Annotated in this window: 15 protein-coding genes; 6 read left to right on the forward strand and 9 right to left on the reverse strand. The window is 40.5% G+C overall.

Annotated elements, in window-relative coordinates:
• The first annotated feature begins 139 nt into the window (after positions 1–139).
• Positions 140–1,069: a porin gene (locus CSC79_RS13170; protein WP_099296217.1), complete on the forward strand. Its 930-nt coding sequence runs from the start codon at positions 140–142 to the stop codon at positions 1,067–1,069.
• A gap of 72 nt (positions 1,070–1,141) precedes the next feature.
• On the opposite strand, the gene recG is transcribed toward CSC79_RS13170, so the two are convergent.
• From recG to asnC, 3 genes are all read right to left on the reverse strand, one after another.
• Positions 1,142–3,223, reverse strand: coding sequence for an ATP-dependent DNA helicase RecG (gene recG / locus CSC79_RS13175; RefSeq protein WP_099296218.1), 2,082 nt, complete (start codon positions 3,221–3,223; stop codon positions 1,142–1,144).
• Between the two features lie 61 nt (positions 3,224–3,284).
• Positions 3,285–3,971 carry a tRNA (guanosine(18)-2'-O)-methyltransferase TrmH gene (gene trmH, locus CSC79_RS13180; protein WP_099296219.1) on the reverse strand — a complete coding sequence of 229 codons (687 nt, stop codon included), beginning with the start codon at positions 3,969–3,971 and terminating at the stop codon, positions 3,285–3,287.
• Positions 3,972–4,025: 54 nt separating this feature from the next.
• Positions 4,026–4,484 carry a transcriptional regulator AsnC gene (gene asnC / locus CSC79_RS13185; protein ID WP_099296220.1) on the reverse strand — a complete coding sequence of 153 codons (459 nt, stop codon included), beginning with the start codon at positions 4,482–4,484 and terminating at the stop codon, positions 4,026–4,028.
• A 188-nt stretch (positions 4,485–4,672) separates the two neighbouring features.
• On the opposite strand from asnC, the gene asnA reads away from it, so the two are divergent.
• Positions 4,673–5,668, forward strand: a complete 996-nt coding sequence (gene asnA, locus CSC79_RS13190; RefSeq protein WP_099296221.1) for an aspartate--ammonia ligase — start codon at positions 4,673–4,675, stop codon at positions 5,666–5,668.
• A 110-nt stretch (positions 5,669–5,778) separates the two neighbouring features.
• Here the strand turns inward: asnA and CSC79_RS13195 are convergent, their stop codons facing one another.
• The 5 genes from CSC79_RS13195 to gmk form a co-directional block, all read right to left on the reverse strand.
• Complete coding sequence (locus CSC79_RS13195; RefSeq protein ID WP_099296222.1) at positions 5,779–7,383, reverse strand: FapA family protein; 1,605 nt, start codon at positions 7,381–7,383, stop codon at positions 5,779–5,781.
• Between the two features lie 171 nt (positions 7,384–7,554).
• Positions 7,555–7,947, reverse strand: a complete 393-nt coding sequence (locus tag CSC79_RS13200) for a RidA family protein (RefSeq protein ID WP_099296223.1) — start codon at positions 7,945–7,947, stop codon at positions 7,555–7,557.
• Between the two features lie 11 nt (positions 7,948–7,958).
• Positions 7,959–10,064, reverse strand: a complete 2,106-nt coding sequence (gene spoT / locus CSC79_RS13205) for a bifunctional GTP diphosphokinase/guanosine-3',5'-bis pyrophosphate 3'-pyrophosphohydrolase (RefSeq protein WP_099296224.1) — start codon at positions 10,062–10,064, stop codon at positions 7,959–7,961.
• Between the two features lie 128 nt (positions 10,065–10,192).
• Positions 10,193–10,468 (reverse strand): DNA-directed RNA polymerase subunit omega, encoded by a 276-nt coding sequence (rpoZ, locus tag CSC79_RS13210; protein ID WP_058560306.1) that lies wholly within the window; start codon positions 10,466–10,468, stop codon positions 10,193–10,195.
• Positions 10,469–10,572: 104 nt separating this feature from the next.
• Positions 10,573–11,193 (reverse strand): guanylate kinase, encoded by a 621-nt coding sequence (gene gmk, locus CSC79_RS13215; protein WP_099296225.1) that lies wholly within the window; start codon positions 11,191–11,193, stop codon positions 10,573–10,575.
• Positions 11,194–11,462: 269 nt separating this feature from the next.
• Between gmk and CSC79_RS13220 the strand changes: the two genes are divergently transcribed.
• The 3 genes from CSC79_RS13220 to CSC79_RS13230 all read left to right on the forward strand — a co-directional run bounded on the left by CSC79_RS13220 (position 11,463) and on the right by CSC79_RS13230 (position 15,188).
• Entirely contained in the window at positions 11,463–13,655 is a 2,193-nt protein-coding gene (locus CSC79_RS13220; protein ID WP_099296226.1) for an LruC domain-containing protein, read from the forward strand.
• On the forward strand, positions 13,655–14,149 hold the full coding sequence (locus tag CSC79_RS13225; protein ID WP_099296227.1) for a hypothetical protein: 495 nt from the start codon (positions 13,655–13,657) through the stop codon (positions 14,147–14,149). Before CSC79_RS13220 ends, CSC79_RS13225 begins: the two co-directional genes overlap by 1 nt.
• Before the next feature lie 76 nt (positions 14,150–14,225).
• Entirely contained in the window at positions 14,226–15,188 is a 963-nt protein-coding gene (locus CSC79_RS13230; RefSeq protein WP_099296228.1) for an endonuclease/exonuclease/phosphatase family protein, read from the forward strand.
• A gap of 65 nt (positions 15,189–15,253) precedes the next feature.
• Here CSC79_RS13230 and CSC79_RS13235 read toward each other — a convergent pair whose 3' ends face one another.
• Positions 15,254–16,174, reverse strand: coding sequence for a glycosyltransferase family 2 protein (locus CSC79_RS13235; protein ID WP_099296229.1), 921 nt, complete (start codon positions 16,172–16,174; stop codon positions 15,254–15,256).
• 212 nt (positions 16,175–16,386) lie between these two features.
• Between CSC79_RS13235 and CSC79_RS13240 the strand changes: the two genes are divergently transcribed.
• Positions 16,387–17,544: a glycosyltransferase gene (locus CSC79_RS13240; RefSeq protein WP_099296230.1), complete on the forward strand. Its 1,158-nt coding sequence runs from the start codon at positions 16,387–16,389 to the stop codon at positions 17,542–17,544.
• The last annotated feature ends 3 nt before the right edge of the window (positions 17,545–17,547 follow it).

The following is a 17,547-nucleotide window of genomic DNA, read 5'->3' on the forward strand; positions in this document are numbered from 1 at the left end:
ACAGTTACATGTCGCTAATTGTTCTTTTTTATTAAACAAATGAGGCAGAAATATTTCCGCTGTAATAATTCTGTCATTAAATGCGGGCAAACTGCAGCTGTTTTGAAAATTAGTTTGTTGCGATTATGAGGTTGTTAATATGAAATTTGTAAATTCTAGTCTGTTGCTAACAGTATTGGGTGCTTTATCTTTTTCTGCATCAGCAGATGTCGACGTTTATGGTAAAGCGAACGTTACTGTACAATCATCAGATGATGGTGAAGGTTCATTTACTGAAATTAAAAGTAATAGCTCTCGTTTTGGCCTTAAAGGATCTGAAAGCTTAACAGACGGCCTTGAAGCTGTTTATAAATTTGAGTTTGGTGTAGATGTATCTGATGCCGATTCAAAAGGTGATAAAGATAACATTACTTCTCGCAACCAGTATGTGGGTATCAAAGGTGGTTTTGGTCAAGTGGTTATTGGCCGAAATGACACTGCCACGAAGCAGTCTCAGGGCAAAATCGATTTATTTAACGACTTAGAAGCTGACCTTAAAAATTTATTTAAAGGCGAAAACCGTGTTGGCGATAGCATCTCTTACGCGTCAAATGACCTCAATGGGTTTAAAGTGCTTGCCTCTTATATCGCAGAAGATTCAACTGATGGTGATAATGGTTACTCAGTAGCCTTAACCTACGGCGATGTAGGCCTTAAGAAAAGCGATGTTTATGCATCAGTTGCCGCAGACAGCGAAGTGAAAGGCTACGATGTTGTTCGTGCTACAGTTCAAGGTAAGTTAGGCGACTTTAAATTAGGTGCGATGTACCAAACACAAGAAAAGGTTGATGGCAGCAGTGAAGCTGATGGCTACTTGGTAAATGCAGCATACAAGCTAAACAGTAATACTTTCAAAGTACAGTATCAAGTTATCGACTTTGATCAAGGTGATACTAAAACAGCTATTTCAGCAGGTGTTGACCATAAACTAACTAAAAATACCAAAGTATTCGGTTTCTACTCTAACTTCGATATGGATAGTTTAGTAGACCAAGATTACATGGGTGTTGGTATTGAATACAAATTCTAAACTATCGTAATCTTAAATAGTTGATAATAAACCCAGCAGAGATGCTGGGTTTTTTTGTATTTGAAAGTGCCATTAAGCTAGTGCGTAATCTGATTTTCCTGCCAACCAGCGGTAAATTAATTTATCCACTAGGTTAGGGTGTGCTCTAAGCAATTCTGAGGCGATCGGTCTTACTTGGTTTAAGATATGCTTATCACGGCTTAAATCTGCAATTTTAAACTCAGCTAACCCTGTTTGCTTGGTACCGAGCACTTCACCAGGGCCCCTTATCTCTAGATCGCGTTCAGCAATAACAAAACCGTCGTTACTATCACGTAGCACGGCTAACCGTTTTTGCGCGGTTGCCGAAAGTGGAGCATGGTATAGCAGTACACAGTGGGAAGCGATGGCTCCACGGCCAACACGGCCACGTAATTGATGTAGCTGTGCAAGCCCCAAGCGCTCTGGGTTTTCAATGATTATTAGGCTGGCATTGGGTACATCTACACCAACCTCTATCACAGTTGTTGCAACTAACACATGGATATTACCAGCTTTAAAGTCGCTCATGATGGCTTGTTTTTCAGCTGGCTTCATTCTGCCATGAACAAGGCCCACAGTGAGCTCAGGCAGTGCTTGGGTAAGCTGTAAGGCTGAGTCTTCAGCCGCTTGACATTGAAGTACCTCAGATTCATCTATTAAGGTGCATACCCAGTAGACTTGTCGTCCCTGTTCTGTGCAGGCAGTTTTTACCCTTTCAATAACTTCTTCACGTCTTAAATCAGGCAAAGCAACAGTCGTAATAGGGGTTCTGCCGGGGGGAAGTTCATCAATAATTGACGTTTCTAAATCAGCGTAGGCCGTCATGGCTAAAGTTCTAGGTATTGGGGTGGCTGTCATGACCAACTGGTGTGGGTAGCAATCACCAAAGCGACCTTTTTCCCTTAGCGATAATCGTTGGTGAACACCAAAACGGTGCTGCTCATCAATGATAATAAGTACTAGGTTATTAAAAACGACTTGTTCTTGAAACAAAGCGTGAGTACCTACAATCATCTGAGCTTCACCCGAGGCTATTTGCTCAAGTGTAGTGGTACGTTCTTTACCTTTGGTTTTTCCACCGAGCCATGCGGTTTTTATTCCCAGTGCACAAAACCACTGTGAAAATGTGATGCCATGTTGCTCAGACAGTATTTCTGTTGGTGCCATTAGCGCGACTTGGTAGCCCTGTGCTATTGCTGTTAAAGCACTTAGTGCGGCAACTAAGGTTTTTCCTGAGCCAACATCACCCTGTACTAAACGCATCATTGGATAAGGGTGCTGTAAATCATGCTTAATTTCGTCTACCACTCGGCTTTGAGCATTAGTGGGTGTAAACGGTAGCTTTGATAAGAACTCTTGCTCCAGCGCGTTCGAGGGGGTTAATTCGACTGCTTTAACTTGCTGACCTTGCTGGCGTAATTTTAATAAACTTAAGTTTTGTGCAACCAATTCTTCAAAAATAAGTCTTTGTTGCGCAGGGTGTGAGCCAAGCTCTAACGCGGCGACATCGACATCATTGCTAGGTCGGTGAAGTATATGCAAGGCTTGGGTTAGCCCCATACCACCATGTTGAAATTGTGTGGGCAATAACTCTTCAACCTGATATTTATCTAATAGCGCAATGGCTTGATCGCTTAAGGCACGAATAGAAAGCTGTTTTAAGCCTTCGGTGGTTGAATAAACGGGTGTTAATGTTGTTGCTGTCGGTTGTTCAGAGGGGGTGTCACTAATACTGTACTCTGGATGAGTCATTTCAAAGCCAACACGACCGCGACGCACTTCACCAAAACATCGAATGACTTTTCCTGCATCCATGGCATTTTTTTGTGCCGCGCTAAAGTTAAAAAACCTAAGTGTAAGCCTGCCTGTCCCATCGTTGACCTGGCACACGAGCATACGACGTTTGCCAAATGTGATTTGGCTAGTTTCTATTGTGGCCTCGATACTCACATGGCTGTGGGCTTGCAATTCATTTATCGCATATATTCGCGTGCGGTCTTCATAGCGAAGAGGCAAGTGAAAGAGCATATCTTGCACAGTGGAAATGCCTAACTTTTTTAGGCGTTCAGCCATTTTTGGCCCAACACCTTTTAGTTCGGTTATCGGAAATCGACTTAAATCGGGCTTTGACAAAATAGGCTCAACACTTTAATTTTTAGATTTTTTTTGAGTTTACGTGCGAATAAGCAAGGCATCAAGTGTGTTTTAATGTGTGCCAAAAAATCTCATCAGCCACAATTTCTCCGTTTTCATCAAGTGCAGGGTATGGCAGTGCTTTTTCTTTACATTTTTGCGCAATGATGGGGTGGCAACCTTCAAATAGCATGGTGTGTTTTATGCGTTCATCTAGCATATTTCGATCATATAGCCCGGCTTTTAAACGCTGATGCTGAGCTTCGAATAAAATTAACGCTGCTGCAACCGATACATTCAGTGATTGCGCCATTCCCTGCATTGGAATAATGATATTTTTATCTGCATGAGCCAGCGCTTTAGGTGAGATCCCTGTTTTTTCCTGCCCCACGATAATAGCTGTTGGTTTGGTATAATCAATATCGCGGTAATCTACGGCATTTGGAGAGAGGTTTGTGGCAAGGATTTGGACATCAGGATTATGCTGATGCATTGTTGCTACCGCACTATCAATATCTTTATGTAGATGCGTTTCAATCCAGTTTTTACTGCCGCCAGAAGTGTTGTTGGTAAGCCATTTTTGATTTTCAGGCCATACGGCATGAACATGATGGCAGCCAACGGCGTCAGCGCTACGTACAATCGCTGATAAATTATGATGCTTGTGCACATCCTCTAAACACACGGTTAAATCTGTTTGGCGACGGTCCAGTACATTTTTAACTCGGTGAAAGCGTGTGTTTTCCATCATTTACCTTTTCTATAATCTTTAAAGTAGCGTGATTATACGCCAATTAGGTCTTCAAGGCATTACGCTGCGGCTAATCGGGTTTTGTAGTGATATAAGGGTTTCCGTTGATTGAATTGCTTCAATTGCTTGAATCTTATTAATCAGTACATCTTGTAAGTGTTCAATTGAGCGGGTCATTACTTTAATAAAAATACTGTAGTTACCTGTGGTGTAATAGGCCTCGACTACCTCTTCAAGCTCTTTTAACAGCAACAAGGTTTGCGGGTAATCACGGGCATTATTTAGGTTAATACCAATAAAGCAGCAAACGTCATAACCCAGTTGTTTGGCATCAATGGTTACTTGTGTGCCGGTGATAATACCTGCTTGCTTCATTTTCTCTACACGCACGTGAATAGTGCCAGCACTGACTGCAAAGCGTTTGGCTAATTCGGCATAAGCTGTGCGTGCATTATCCATTAACGCGTGAAGTATCTTTTTATCGAGATTATCGATTTGATAATTTTCCATATAAATAACCACTAATAATTATTGAATATTCGGTTTTTATATCATTATTTTATTGGTATTTATATATTAAAGCTATTTTCATTATGGGTTATTGAATTTAATTGCTAAATGATTGACGATTGGTTTATTGAGTTTTGCCAAAGGGCAAAATAATTACATAAAAATAACTGGGAATGAGGCCAATTATTATGAGTTCACACTATGTGCAGCAACAGCAGCAAATAAGTAAAGTTAAACAATTTTTTTCACAGCAACTGGAAAAACAGCTTGGATTAGTTGAAGTTCAGGCACCAATTTTGGCAAAAGTAGGCGATGGGATCCAAGATAACTTAAGCGGTACTGAAAATGCGGTTAGTGTGAGTGTTAAAGCGATTCCTGGCAGTCAGTTTGAAGTAGTGCACTCACTAGCAAAATGGAAACGAAAAACGTTGGCTCAATATGGTTTCGCTGTTGGAGAGGGGTTGTATACCCACATGAAGGCACTGCGCCCTGATGAGGAATCTTTGAGTCCAATTCATTCTGTATATGTTGATCAATGGGATTGGGAGAAAGTGATTTGTGCAAGTTCAGAGCGCTCCCTAGATAAGTTAAAACAGACAGTTAAATCACTGTATCAAGGCTTAAAAGCCACGGAGAAGTTTGTTGCTGATGAATTTAGCATTAGTGGGTTTTTACCAGCAGACATTACCTTTATTCACTCTGAGCAACTACGCCAAATGTACCCTGATTTCACAGCAAAGCAGCGAGAAAAAGCCATAGCTAAAGAGTATGGGGCGGTCTTTTTAATTGGTATTGGTGGTCAGCTTGGTGATGCAAAAATACATGATGTGCGAGCACCAGATTACGATGATTGGTCTAGCGCGACATGTGAGCAATACAGCGGCTTAAATGGTGATATTATCGTATGGAACCCTGTGCTTGAAGATGCGTTTGAGATTTCATCAATGGGTATTCGCGTTGATGCCGAGGCTCTTGTAAAACAACTTGAAATTACCGCAGATCAAGCTAGATTAGAATTTGATTGGCATAAGCAGCTTTTGGCAAATGAATTTCCGCAAACAATTGGGGGTGGAATCGGCCAGTCACGTTTAGCAATGTTGCTTTTGCAAAAACCACATATAGGCCAAGTTCAAGTGGGTGTTTGGAATGAGCAACTAAAACAAGAAGTCGCTGACATTCTATAGCGCATAAATAATTCAATCTGAACTCTGGTTAAGATATGTACAAATGTATTTATCTACCTCCAGAATTCAGGTTAATTTATGAGATACAGCAACATCGCCACTGAGTCCCATTAGCTGGTTTTGAATTCGACTTCAATTTTACCTTCTTGCAATTTTACATTGCATGGAGGGTAATTACGGTTAGTTTTTAACACTTTATCAAAAATATGAATTTCCACACCGGGATGAAGCACTTTATTAACTGCTAAGTTTGCATTATTAAGTATGTCATGTAAGTGCTTTTCTAATTTCGATAATCGCTTTTCAAGTTGTTCAGCTTCTTGGCAATAGTGCTGCTGCGTTGCACCAATTTTAGCGAGAAGTTGTTTTTTCTTTTCTAGATCTTTTACTAAATCTGCTTTCTCAATTGCTGATTGTAAGGTATCAAGTTGGCTATCTGTTTTGGCTAGCTCCTTAAAGCAATCATCTGTCTCTTCTGTTACTTCTCTTCCTGAAGCAGCTAAGTTTATCTGCATTTTAGCGCCAGATTCATTACCTATTTCGCCCGCGATTATCATTCCCGCATCAAGTATTTCACCACCAAAAATTTTTCCTTGCGGGTTATCTTTTTGACCAACTTGTAATAAGTGAGTTGCTTTCATCACGCAATGACTTGATTGACGTTCGATAAAAATATTTTCACCACTTAGGTAACTATATTGTGCATGTGATAGGTAAATACTACCTTGACTGATTATTTTGCAAGAGAGTGACTTATCGTCAAGTTGGTGGCCAATAACACCTTGCTTGATGGTAATACTGCCTTGTGCAGTTAGCTCTCCTGACTCAACAGTACCCATCACTGTAATGTCGCCTTTGGCAGTAACCTTCATTCCAGGCTCTATATTTTGTGTAACGATAACGCTGCCATCAAAATTAATATGGCCGCTTTTTACATTGACGTCTTTCACTGTGTAAATATCATCAACACGCATGCCATTAGCTATCTCTATAGGCACACCCGAAATAGTAGAGACTAGCTCCAACGGATTGGTTTTTGATATTTCTGTGCCATCACCAGCGACCAATGAGAAGCTTTCACCTGGTTTGGCTTGGAGTGAATCACCTGTAACTGTAAAACCCTCTTTACCTGGCGTTGCCGGTAATTGTTGTAATAGCAATGTACCAGGTTCAACACTGGCAAGCTTACCGAAATCACGCATGTCTACTGTTCCGTCTTCACGTAGTTTTGGCGATTTTAAGCGTTCTTTGAGAGTTTCTACGTGAGGAATCATTCGCGATGATTGTCCATCAACTGGAAGCCGACCTTTAGCAAGGACGCCTTTGGCAGTTTGCCCTGCTGCCATTTCAAACTGTTGTTGTAATAAGTGTTCTAAAAATGCTTGTTTATAACCACGGGAAACGCCTGACTTTACTAATAGTTGTTTAGCCGTGTCGAGGTCGAGTATATCCCCACCTTCGGCTAAGGTTAACTCACCTGTAGCAAGCATCTTTTCACTATCAATGGTTACGACGAGCTTAGCGTCATGTTTACTAGCAACAACCAGGGTGCGTTCGTTATTTGGTGCATCGAAATAGGCTTTTATAGAGTCGTGCTCTACTCGGTACTCGCAAAACTGCGAGCGCTCAAGAGCCTCGGTTACGAAGGCCGCACTAGGAGGTGAATGCTCTACAACATCCAGTAATACATTTCCGTTATGGGCAAGCTTAAACACACATTATCCTTTTACACTACTAAAGTTAAAGGTTATCAAAATTTATAACCATAGAGTGCTAGAGAATTTAGGAACTGTCAAGGTATTAGGAGAGCAGAGCAAGTAGGTTGAAATCGTTGGCAAACACTTGTTTAGTCATAACATACTTAAACAAGTGCTTGGCTTATAAGGTTAGTTTGTTGATGGCAGTTCCATGATGCCATCAATTTCAATTTGTACGTTCTTTGGTAATGCGCGAACACCGATTGCTGCGCGTGCAGGGTAGGGCGCTTTAAAGTACTGGCTCATTACCTCATTAACTGTGGCAAAGTTTGATAAGTCAGTAAGATAAATGTTCACTTTTACTAAGTCTTGAATTGTACCACCTGCTTCAGCACAGACTGCGCTGATATTTTTAAATACTTGGTGTGTTTGCTCTGCGAAGTCTTCTGATATTACTTGCATGCTTGCAGGAACAAGTGGGATTTGACCAGATAAGTACACTGCGGTGCCCACTTTTACTGCTTGGCTATAAGTACCGATTGCAGCAGGTGCATCATCGGTAGAAATAAATGCTTTATTCATGATTGTCCTATTTATTTTTTTCGATAGACTTTTTGCACATCAGGCATAACCCTGATTCGGCGCATAATATTGGCAACGTGAACACGGTTTTTCACTGTTATGCCAAGGTCTATCACATAGAGGTTACTTTCTTTTTCGTCGGTGGCTATTTCTACAATGTTTGCTTGTGTAGTCGCAACGACATTGGTCAATTTAGCCAGTGCACCTTGATGGTTAATTATTTCAACACGCAGTGCAGCTATATATTCTTTTTCAGGGTTGTCATCCCATTTCACTACGAGGTATTTAGATCGCTCAGACTCCCAGCCACGAATGTTTTTACATTCTTGGCGATGTACAGTGACGCCTTTACCTTGACTGATATGTGCGGTAATGGCATCTCCGGGTACTGGGCGACAACATTTAGAATAGTTTACCAACATTCCTTCAGTGCCAATTATGGTTGCTTTGGCATTTTTGGCTATGTCACTTAAATCTTCATCATCATTTTGTAATAAGCGTCGGGCAATAAGCATACTCATTAAATTACCAGCGCCAATTTCGACTAACAGTTCTAGTACGGTATTTAAGTTATGTTCGTTCAGTACACGAGTTATATTTTCATCAGGTAAATCGTTTAAATTTGATTCGCCCAATGCTGAGTCGAGTAAACGACGACCCAGTTGTAACGCTTCTTCCTGGTGTTGATTTTTTAAATAGTTACGAATACCTAATCGGGCTTTACCAGTCACAATAAAGTTAAGCCATGTTGCATTTGGGTGCGCGCCAGAGCTGGTGATAACCTCTACAGTTTGGCCAGTATCTAATGCTTTACTTAACGGATGAGGCTTACGATTAACCCGAGCTCCAACACAGGTGTTGCCTACGTCAGTATGAACCGCATATGCAAAATCAACAGCTGTTGCGCCCATTGGTAATTCAACTATGCGGCCATCGGGTGTAAATACATATATCTCTTCAGGGAAAAGTTCTGTTTTAACGTTTTCAACAAACTCAAATGAAGATCCAGCACTTTGCTGAAGTTCCAGTAGGCTTTGCATCCACTGGCGTGCTCGTTGTTGTGCTGTATGGCCGGCACCATCACCTGATTTTTTATACATCCAGTGCGCAGCAACCCCTTTATCAGCCATGTGATCCATGTCGTGAGTTCGAATTTGTATTTCGACAGGGATACCGTGAGGTCCAACTAAGGAAGTATGCAGCGATTGATAACCATTCGTTTTAGGCACCGCTATGTAATCTTTAAAACGTGTTTCAATGGGTTTGTAAAGATTGTGGGCAACACCGAGTACTCGATAACAAGTGTCCATGGAGTCAACAGCGATTCTAAAGGCGTATATATCCATAACTTCATTGAAAAGCAGTTCTTTGTTTAGCATTTTTTTATAAATACTATATAAATGCTTCTCACGACCTGAAACACCTGCTTTTATGCCGGCTTCTTCAAGACGTGCTGTAATTTCAGTTTGAATATTGGAAATAACTTCTTTGCGATTACCACGTGCTTTTGCCACTTCGGATTTAAGTGCGCGATGACGCATAGGGTAGAGTGCTTGAAAGCCAAGATCTTCTAACTCGTTTTTAATGTCATGAATACCTAAACGGTTAGCGATTGGCGCGTAAATCTCAAGCGTTTCACGTGCTATGCGACGACGTTTATCAGGGCGAAGAGCCCCTAAGGTGCGCATGTTATGTGTACGGTCGGCAAGTTTGATTAAAATAACGCGAATATCCTGCGTCATTGCCATAATCATTTTACGATAGTTTTCAGCTTGAAATTCTTTTTTATCCTTGAAGCTGAGTTTATCGAGTTTACTAACCCCTTCAACTAACTCCGCGACGGTATCACCAAATATATCGGCTAAGTCTTGTTGACTAAAGTCGGTGTCTTCAATGACGTCATGCATTAATGCAGCCATGAGCGTTTCATGGTCTAAATGCATGCCAGCAAGGATGTGAGTTACTTCAACTGGGTGAGTAATATAGGGTTCGCCGCTTGAGCGAGTTTGCCCCTCGTGCGCTTCGCGAGCGACAACATAGGCTTTTTGCACCAGTTCTACATCTGCCGATGGCAAATATTCTGATATTTTCTTTTTTAGACCTTCAAAAAGATACATTCACACTCCAATGTTCTCGTGAAGCAAATAGGTAACGGTATGTTAAGAATATACGATGAAAAGAAGGGATTGCCAACGGCTAGAGTAGAAATACTAAGCCGTTGACGAAATCAGACCGGGAAGTCGGATTATTGGTTGCCACCTACAATAGCAGCAACGGCAGCCATTTCAGCCGCTTCTTGGTGTTGTTGCTCTTCACGATCAATGACATCCATTGATGAGCTATCAACTAAACCAAGTTCAATTTCACGTAAAGCAACCACTGTTGGTTTATCGTTTTCAGGGTCAACTAGTGGGTTTTTACCGCCCACAGCAATTTGGCGGGCACGACGAGCCGCAACTAAAATTAAGTCAAAACGATTACCAATTGCATCTACTGCATCTTCAACAGTTACGCGAGCCATCTTCAGCACTCCAAATAAATTTTTAAGCAAAGACGTAGTTTACTGCACCCAGTAAGATTCGCCAATAGCTAGTGGTTAATTTTTATCTATAAATATATAAACAGCTATTTTATTAAGTCAGTAATAAGGCTTTGATGGCGAACAGACTGGCACTTTAAAGATAAACGCTTAGCAAGCACTATTGTTTCTATCTGTGTTAATGCCGTGTCGAAATCGTCATTAATTACAACGTAATCATACTCGTCGTAATGAGAGCTTTCTGACTGTGCTTGTGCCATGCGCCCAGCAATAACCTCTGCTGAGTCTTGACCACGATTGTTTAAACGAGTTTCTAGTTCTTCTTTTGACGGGGGTAGAATAAAGATCGTTTCAATATCATCAACTAGCTTGCGCATTTGTTGTGCGCCTTGCCAATCAATATCTAAAAATACATCAATCCCCGCAGCGAGTTGCTCTTCGATAGCTTGTTTAGATGTGCCGTAATAATTATCAAATACTTGAGCCCATTCAAAGAAGTCATTTTTATCAATGAGCGACTTAAATTCATCAACGGATACAAAATGGTAATGCACACCATTATCTTCACCAGGTCGAGGTGAGCGAGTTGTGTGAGATACAGATACTTTCATATCTGCATGTTTTGCTAATAACGCATTTATTAAGCTTGATTTACCTGCTCCCGAAGGGGCTGATAGAATAAATAGATTTCCGCGATTTTGTGCCATGCTTGTTACCTAAAATAAACAGGCTTAGCGTTAATGGAGCTAAGCCTTAATTACATTATTGTACTGTATTTATCTCACCTGACTCAACTATCAACCAAATTGAGCGTGGTGAATCCTGTTGCTCGCCTATTTTCAAAAAAGACTCGCATAATGCAAAAAACCAAGTTGCAAGATGCATTGTTAAATATGTTTAGTCTTAATTTTCAATAGGTTAAATTTTGGAATGAAGCCTGCATTGGTATACCCACTTAACTTATGAGGGGTATCTAATGAAATTAACCTATTTAGCAAAAGCATGTATATTGCTACTCCCATGCACCGCGTATAGTCAGTCATTTGATACGTGTCCAAGCCAAGCATTCTTAATGCAAGACGCAAATGCTCAGCTCTACGGAATAGACTTGGTCTCTGCAAAGCCCACCGTTTTAGCTTCTCAATTAACCTTTTCTACAGAAGCAAACAACGAAAGCGTCAATGCAATTGGTTTTAATTATAAAGATCAGTATTTATATGGCTTCAGCCGCCAAGCACCTAAAAGTGTGGTGCAGATCGGCAGTGGTTACGAGATGACCCGCCTTGATATCTCAGGCCTTCCAGACACTAATTTTTATGTTGGTGATGTTCGTGTCACTGGTGAAGAAGCGGCACAAAGTGCTGCATATTATGTTTATTCGCCTAACTTTGGGCTGTATGAAATTGATTTGGATGGTGACTTAAACGCACCTATCACTGCTAACCTAATGCCTGGTACTGTTAATTGGAAACTAGGGATTTATGACTTTGCATTTCACCCCCAGAGTAACTTGCTTTATGCGGTTGAATCAAATGGCGATTTACATGAAATAGATGTCGATGCGAACACCAGTAAGTTTATAACGCAGCTAGACATTGGCACAGATACAGGGGCTTTCGGGGCAGCCTACTTTGATATTAATGGCCAATTTTATTTTAGTAATAATAGAAGCGGTAAAATTCATAAAGTGGATTTAAATACCAGCCCTGTTGTGGATTACACGCCGGTGGCCAATGTATTTACGTCTGGGCCTAAATCAAGTCAAAATGATGGTGCTCGTTGTGCTATCGCTGAAGTTAAGGTTACTGACAGTTCAATTGATTTTGGTGATGCACCTCTGCCATACCGCACAAGTCTAGCGCAAAGTGGTGCAAGACATTTATTCGACCCAAATAGCGATAATACTAATCTAATTTATTTAGGCGCAACGGTTGATGGTGAAAACATCAACACTGACAGTGAGCTTGCTTCTAACCCAGTCGACGCATCAGATGATGGAGTTAGCTTTGTTACTGCGTTTTCTGCAGGGCAATCAAGTCAAATTATCGTGAATGCTTCAGCGGGCAGCTATTTATACGCCTGGTTTGATTGGGATCAAAATGGTGTTTTTAGTGAAACTGAGCGAATGGTCACTAAGACTGTTCTTAATAAAGGCGACAACAGCATTTTAGTTGATGTACCTAACAACACAAAGTCAGGCCAAACTTGGGCACGTTTTAGGGTTACAGATGGTACAGAGGCATCGTTAATCACTGCTACTGGTGGAGTATTAGGTGGTGAAGTCGAAGATTATGAAATTACCACATTTGCCAGCGCTGTTTACCCTGGTGAAAGTGATTGGGTTACCCTTGCCTATGAGGATAAATGGCCATTTGCAGGAGACTATGACTTCAATGATGTTGTTTTAAATTATCGCACCACGCAATTAATTGAAGGTAGTAATGTTGTTGGTTACAGAATTGAAGGTCAACTAATAGGAATAGGCGCAACTTACCATAATGGGTTTGCAGTTAGCTTAAAGGAAACGGTTGGCAGCAACACATTGACTGTTTTACGCAGCGAAGTGGATGAGGAAAACATTACATATCTTATTGATGGCCAATTGCAGAACAAGCAAGTGCTAGAAACAGGACGTGAGAATGCTATTTTAATCTTTATGCAGGACACCTGGGAACATGTAACCACTCAAACAGGGTGTAGCTACTTTAGAACACAAAAAGATTGTGATGTGAATACTAAAGTGTCGTTTTCAATGACGATTCCTCTAAAGGCGCCTAAAGCTAAATCCGTTTCTCCAGGCACATTGTTAGACCCGTTTATTTTTGCAAGCGAGGGGTTTTACCATGGTGATTTTTTAGTTGGCAAAGAGGCGCGTAGTTGGGAGGTTCATATGAAAAACCAGCAGCCAACAGCGGCCTTTGACACTGCTTTATTTAAATACGCACAAAGCGACGATGTAAGTGAGCCTAGCAGCAACCTATATTTTCAAACTGAAAATGGTCTGCCGTGGGCAATTGAAGTTGGAACACAATGGTTACATCCTCTTGAAGGGGTTGATATTACAACTGCCTATGATCGTTTCGCTGGTTTTGCAGAATCTTCAGGGCAACAAAATTCACAATGGTTTAAAAATTACAATGTAGGCAATGTTGTAAAAGGGGAGCAATAATGAACAAATTAACGATTACCTTATGTTTTTCAGTATGCTTAGTTGGGTGTGGTGGAGGCGGTGGTGATGACAAAGCAACATCATCAGTGCAATCGGCAGCAGCAACGACAACGACTAGCGCGGCATCAACAACGGATACCACAACAACTACTACAGACTCTGATTTAACAGGAATGCAAGGGTTAACCATCGCGAATGATTTCAATTTATCGACTAAGTTTGAGCTGGATATAGACGTAAACCTTAATGCGGGTGATCAACGGGCTTATCTAAATGTGTGCTACAAAAAAGACCAATCAGATCGCGCAGATTACAATAACTGCGTTGTTAGATCTCCTTTAACTCAAGGCATGATAGACACAACGGTGGTGATGAGTCGTCAAGACATTGAGTTAGTAGCTGAAATTTGGTTTTATGACTCTAGCACTCAGCCATTATCATATTCATGGCAGTACGACACACAGCAACAGCAGCAGTTATTCGAGATTCGCTAGTACTGAGTAATGGTTAAAAATATGAAAGAATATACTGAGGTATATTCTTTTTTCTATGCGTAAAGGTGTATAGAAAATGGTTGATTATATTGAGCAAAAAAAGTCCATAAAGGGCTGGCAAAAAAGCCTATTAAAGTGGCTGGGAATCGTTGTTTGCATTGTGTGTATTGCCTGCGCATACATTCCCTTTGAGAGTTACTATGGCGATCTTCTTATTTCGTTGAGAATGCCTTTATTAAGCTTCACAGTAGTGTGTAGTTTATTATTGATGCTAACAAAATCAAAAGGGGTTGCCTTGCTCATGCTGTTGGCAAGTGCTGTGGGGCTGGGTACTTTGATCCCTTTGCCGTCATCATCACAATTAAGTAGCCAAGACACGATTAACATTAAGCAAATTAATCTTAGCTATACCAATCCTTTTATTGCTGAGCATTTAACTGCCCTTAAAAAGCAAACATGGGATATATTAATTCTACAAGAATTCAGTGATTTGAATCGCCATTTACTTCGCCCATTTTTAACGCAGGCTGATTTATTTGGCTATCGAGAAGTTGAAGGGATACCTTATGGGATCGTGGTTATTTCACGTTTACCTATCGTTTATAGGCAGCAAATAAAGCTCGACGGTGATCGGCTAGGTTATATAAAGCTGCGTGTGCTATTTAAAAACAGGATGATTACAACTTATGTAGCTCACCCACCGTCACCCAGAACGCGACAACATTGGCACAATAGAAACCGTTTATTGGCCTCAATTAACGCATCTGTACTCAGTGAAAAAACACCTTGGTTAGTTGCTGGCGATTTGAATACCGTGCCTTGGTCATCCTATTTTAATTTTGCACAAGCAAACAGCTGTTATAGCCAAGCGAACGCTTATACTAGCTTTACCCCTTTTGACTTTATTGATTCGATGTTTACTGGATTACCCATTGATCATTGTTTATTTAGTCGTGAACTGTCGCTTGATAATTTGTCGGTGACTCCTTTTAAAGGCAGCGATCACAAAATGCTCAGTTACGCCCTCGGTGTAAATTAATATCTGAATAGCAATAAAAAACGTGCCCATAATTAGCACGTTTTTTTAACTAGATTGGCTGGATTTTAACTTGTTGATATCGAGCTCTTTAAGTCATGTAATAAATGGCGAAGATTTCGTTTATGTGGAAATAGAGTAAAAGCAGCGGCGGCCGTTGATAACGCTTTAAATTTATTCCCTATTTCACGATAATATTCACCGTAACACTCTAAGATACGCGCTTGCGCTTTTACTTGTGCAAGTAAGCCTGCATCATCTTTACAACGTGATACAATTTCTTTCATTGCATTAAGCCTATTAGTTCTATTTGCTGTGATTGAGCCTGCTCGCATTAAGTAGTCCATCGATACATTAGGCGAAAAAGCAACATCACCAATTCGAGCTAGTTTTAACCAACAATCCCAGTCACTTGCGCTGTTTAATGCATTGTCAAACCGGCCAATATAGTTAATGGTAGAGCGTTTTACCATAACAGAGGATGTGCCTATAACATTGGCGTAAATGAGCAAATCCATCGGTGATTTTAAGTTTTGATAGCCAAGATCATTATGATCTATGTGTTTTGCAAATTCAGGCCAAAATGAAAAGCAATCTACAATGGGTTCATACGCTTCATTTACGTGCATATAATTGGTAAAACTGAGTACGCAATCCTTATGCTGTTGCATATAGCTTAGCTGTTCAAACAGCTTGTCATCTGTCCAGTAATCATCGGCATCTAAAAATGCAATATACTCCGCTTTTGCTGCACCAATGGCTCTGTTTCTGACGTTGACGACGCCTGTATTCTCTTGTTCTAAAATCACCAGTTGTGGAAAAGTTTGTTGTGCTTCTTTTAGCCACTCAAGGCTGCCATCAGTTGAGCCGTCATCAACAATAATAATCTCTATATCTACTTTAGATTGTCTAACAACACTACTAATCGCTTTGGCTAAATACTGTTTACAGTTGTAGTTTGGAATAATAACACTGATATCTACGCTCATAATGTTTACCTTTGAGGTTCAAATTAACTTACAAGGGTATACGCAATTTAGGCGCCAACTATTTTAATGGCTTAACGCAGCGTTTTTTGTCTAATGCTTTGCATATTGCAATATATGTTCGCAAATTGGGTTTTTAGTCGCTATTTTATGGGAAATAACGTGGGCATGGTTCTTGCGAAATAACAAGTTAGTTATTATTAGGAGCATTCACCATGAAACATATCGGCATTGTAGTCCCTGCATTTCACGTACCTTCAGAAACATTTGTGGTAACCGAAATTAACGCGCTTGTTAGAGCAGGGCATAAAGTAAGCGTTATTACATTTGAAAACTCTGATGAGTCTAGCAATATCGATAAAAGCGTTAACGTTATTGTTGTAAAAAGGTCGCTATCTGAAGCCGTGAAGTTTGCATCAGCGCACCCAGGCAAATTTATAAATACAGCATTAATCGCAACTAAATTTAAATCAATCTCAACACAGTCATTATTGGGTTTTGGTGCAAATATAGCTGCTATTATAAAACAGCATAAAATTTCGCACATACACTGTCACTTTATGCATGCACCACTGGCCTACGCAATTGCGGGTAGCAAAATGGCGGGTATCAGCGTTTCTTCTATCGGCCATGGCCATGATGTGTATGTTAATTATTCAGATTTAAAGCTTAAACTTTCTCTTTGTGATTTTTCAGTGGCAGTTTGCCAAGACATGGTTGAGAAACTGAATGAATACAAAGCAGGTAAAGTTGAGTTACTTCATTGCGGTATCGATTTTAGTTTATTCAATTCTTCGCCAAACCGCTTAAGCGAGTCAGTAAAGTTACTTTTTGTAGGTCGACTAGTTGAAAAGAAAGGATTGCAGTTTCTATTTCCTGCAATCAAGAAATTAAGTACTAAGTACCCCATTTCTTTAGATATTGTAGGAGATGGTCCATTATTAAATGATCTTAAATTTTTATGTGAAAAGCTCGGTATAGAGAATAACGTGCGGTTTTTAGGTCGCAAAACACCGTTTTGGTTGTCAAAGAACGCCTGTAATTATTCTGCTCTTGTTGCACCTTTTTGCGTGTCGCGTAACGGTGATAGAGACACAGGCCCTGTAGTTTTAAAAGAAGCGATGGCCAGTGGTATACCTGTGTTAACCACTGAATTGATGGGAACGAAAGAGATAGTTAATGATGCGGTAGGTTATAAGTGTGAGCCGTCTAGTATTTCTGGCCTAGAAAAAATACTCAGGGAGTTTTGTGAATTAAGCCCATACCAGAGATATGCAAAAGGGGTAAATGCAAAACGTTTAGCCGCGAGTAAGTTCAATGCGAATGCACAAGCTAAAAAATTATCGCAATGGGTGCAAAGAGCACAGGGGTAGAGT

The sequence above is a fragment of the Pseudoalteromonas sp. 3D05 genome, from assembly GCF_002723455.1.
In the GTDB taxonomy this organism is placed as follows: Bacteria; Pseudomonadota; Gammaproteobacteria; order Enterobacterales; family Alteromonadaceae; genus Pseudoalteromonas.

Excerpts from the sequence above, each read along its gene's own strand:
- CSC79_RS13170 (WP_099296217.1), top strand. The coding sequence starts at position 140 with ATGAAATTTGTAAATTCTAGTCTGTTGCTAACAGTATTGGGTGCTTTA.
- trmH (WP_099296219.1), bottom strand. The coding sequence starts at position 3,971 with ATGGAAAACACACGCTTTCACCGAGTTAAAAATGTACTGGACCGTCGC.
- asnC (WP_099296220.1), bottom strand. The coding sequence starts at position 4,484 with ATGGAAAATTATCAAATCGATAATCTCGATAAAAAGATACTTCACGCG.
- asnA (WP_099296221.1), top strand. The coding sequence starts at position 4,673 with ATGAGTTCACACTATGTGCAGCAACAGCAGCAAATAAGTAAAGTTAAA.
- CSC79_RS13200 (WP_099296223.1), bottom strand. The coding sequence starts at position 7,947 with ATGAATAAAGCATTTATTTCTACCGATGATGCACCTGCTGCAATCGGT.
- spoT (WP_099296224.1), bottom strand. The coding sequence starts at position 10,064 with ATGTATCTTTTTGAAGGTCTAAAAAAGAAAATATCAGAATATTTGCCA.
- rpoZ (WP_058560306.1), bottom strand. The coding sequence starts at position 10,468 with ATGGCTCGCGTAACTGTTGAAGATGCAGTAGATGCAATTGGTAATCGT.
- gmk (WP_099296225.1), bottom strand. The coding sequence starts at position 11,193 with ATGGCACAAAATCGCGGAAATCTATTTATTCTATCAGCCCCTTCGGGA.
- CSC79_RS13220 (WP_099296226.1), top strand. The coding sequence starts at position 11,463 with ATGAAATTAACCTATTTAGCAAAAGCATGTATATTGCTACTCCCATGC.
- CSC79_RS13225 (WP_099296227.1), top strand. The coding sequence starts at position 13,655 with ATGAACAAATTAACGATTACCTTATGTTTTTCAGTATGCTTAGTTGGG.
- CSC79_RS13230 (WP_099296228.1), top strand. The coding sequence starts at position 14,226 with ATGGTTGATTATATTGAGCAAAAAAAGTCCATAAAGGGCTGGCAAAAA.
- CSC79_RS13235 (WP_099296229.1), bottom strand. The coding sequence starts at position 16,174 with ATGAGCGTAGATATCAGTGTTATTATTCCAAACTACAACTGTAAACAG.
- CSC79_RS13240 (WP_099296230.1), top strand. The coding sequence starts at position 16,387 with ATGAAACATATCGGCATTGTAGTCCCTGCATTTCACGTACCTTCAGAA.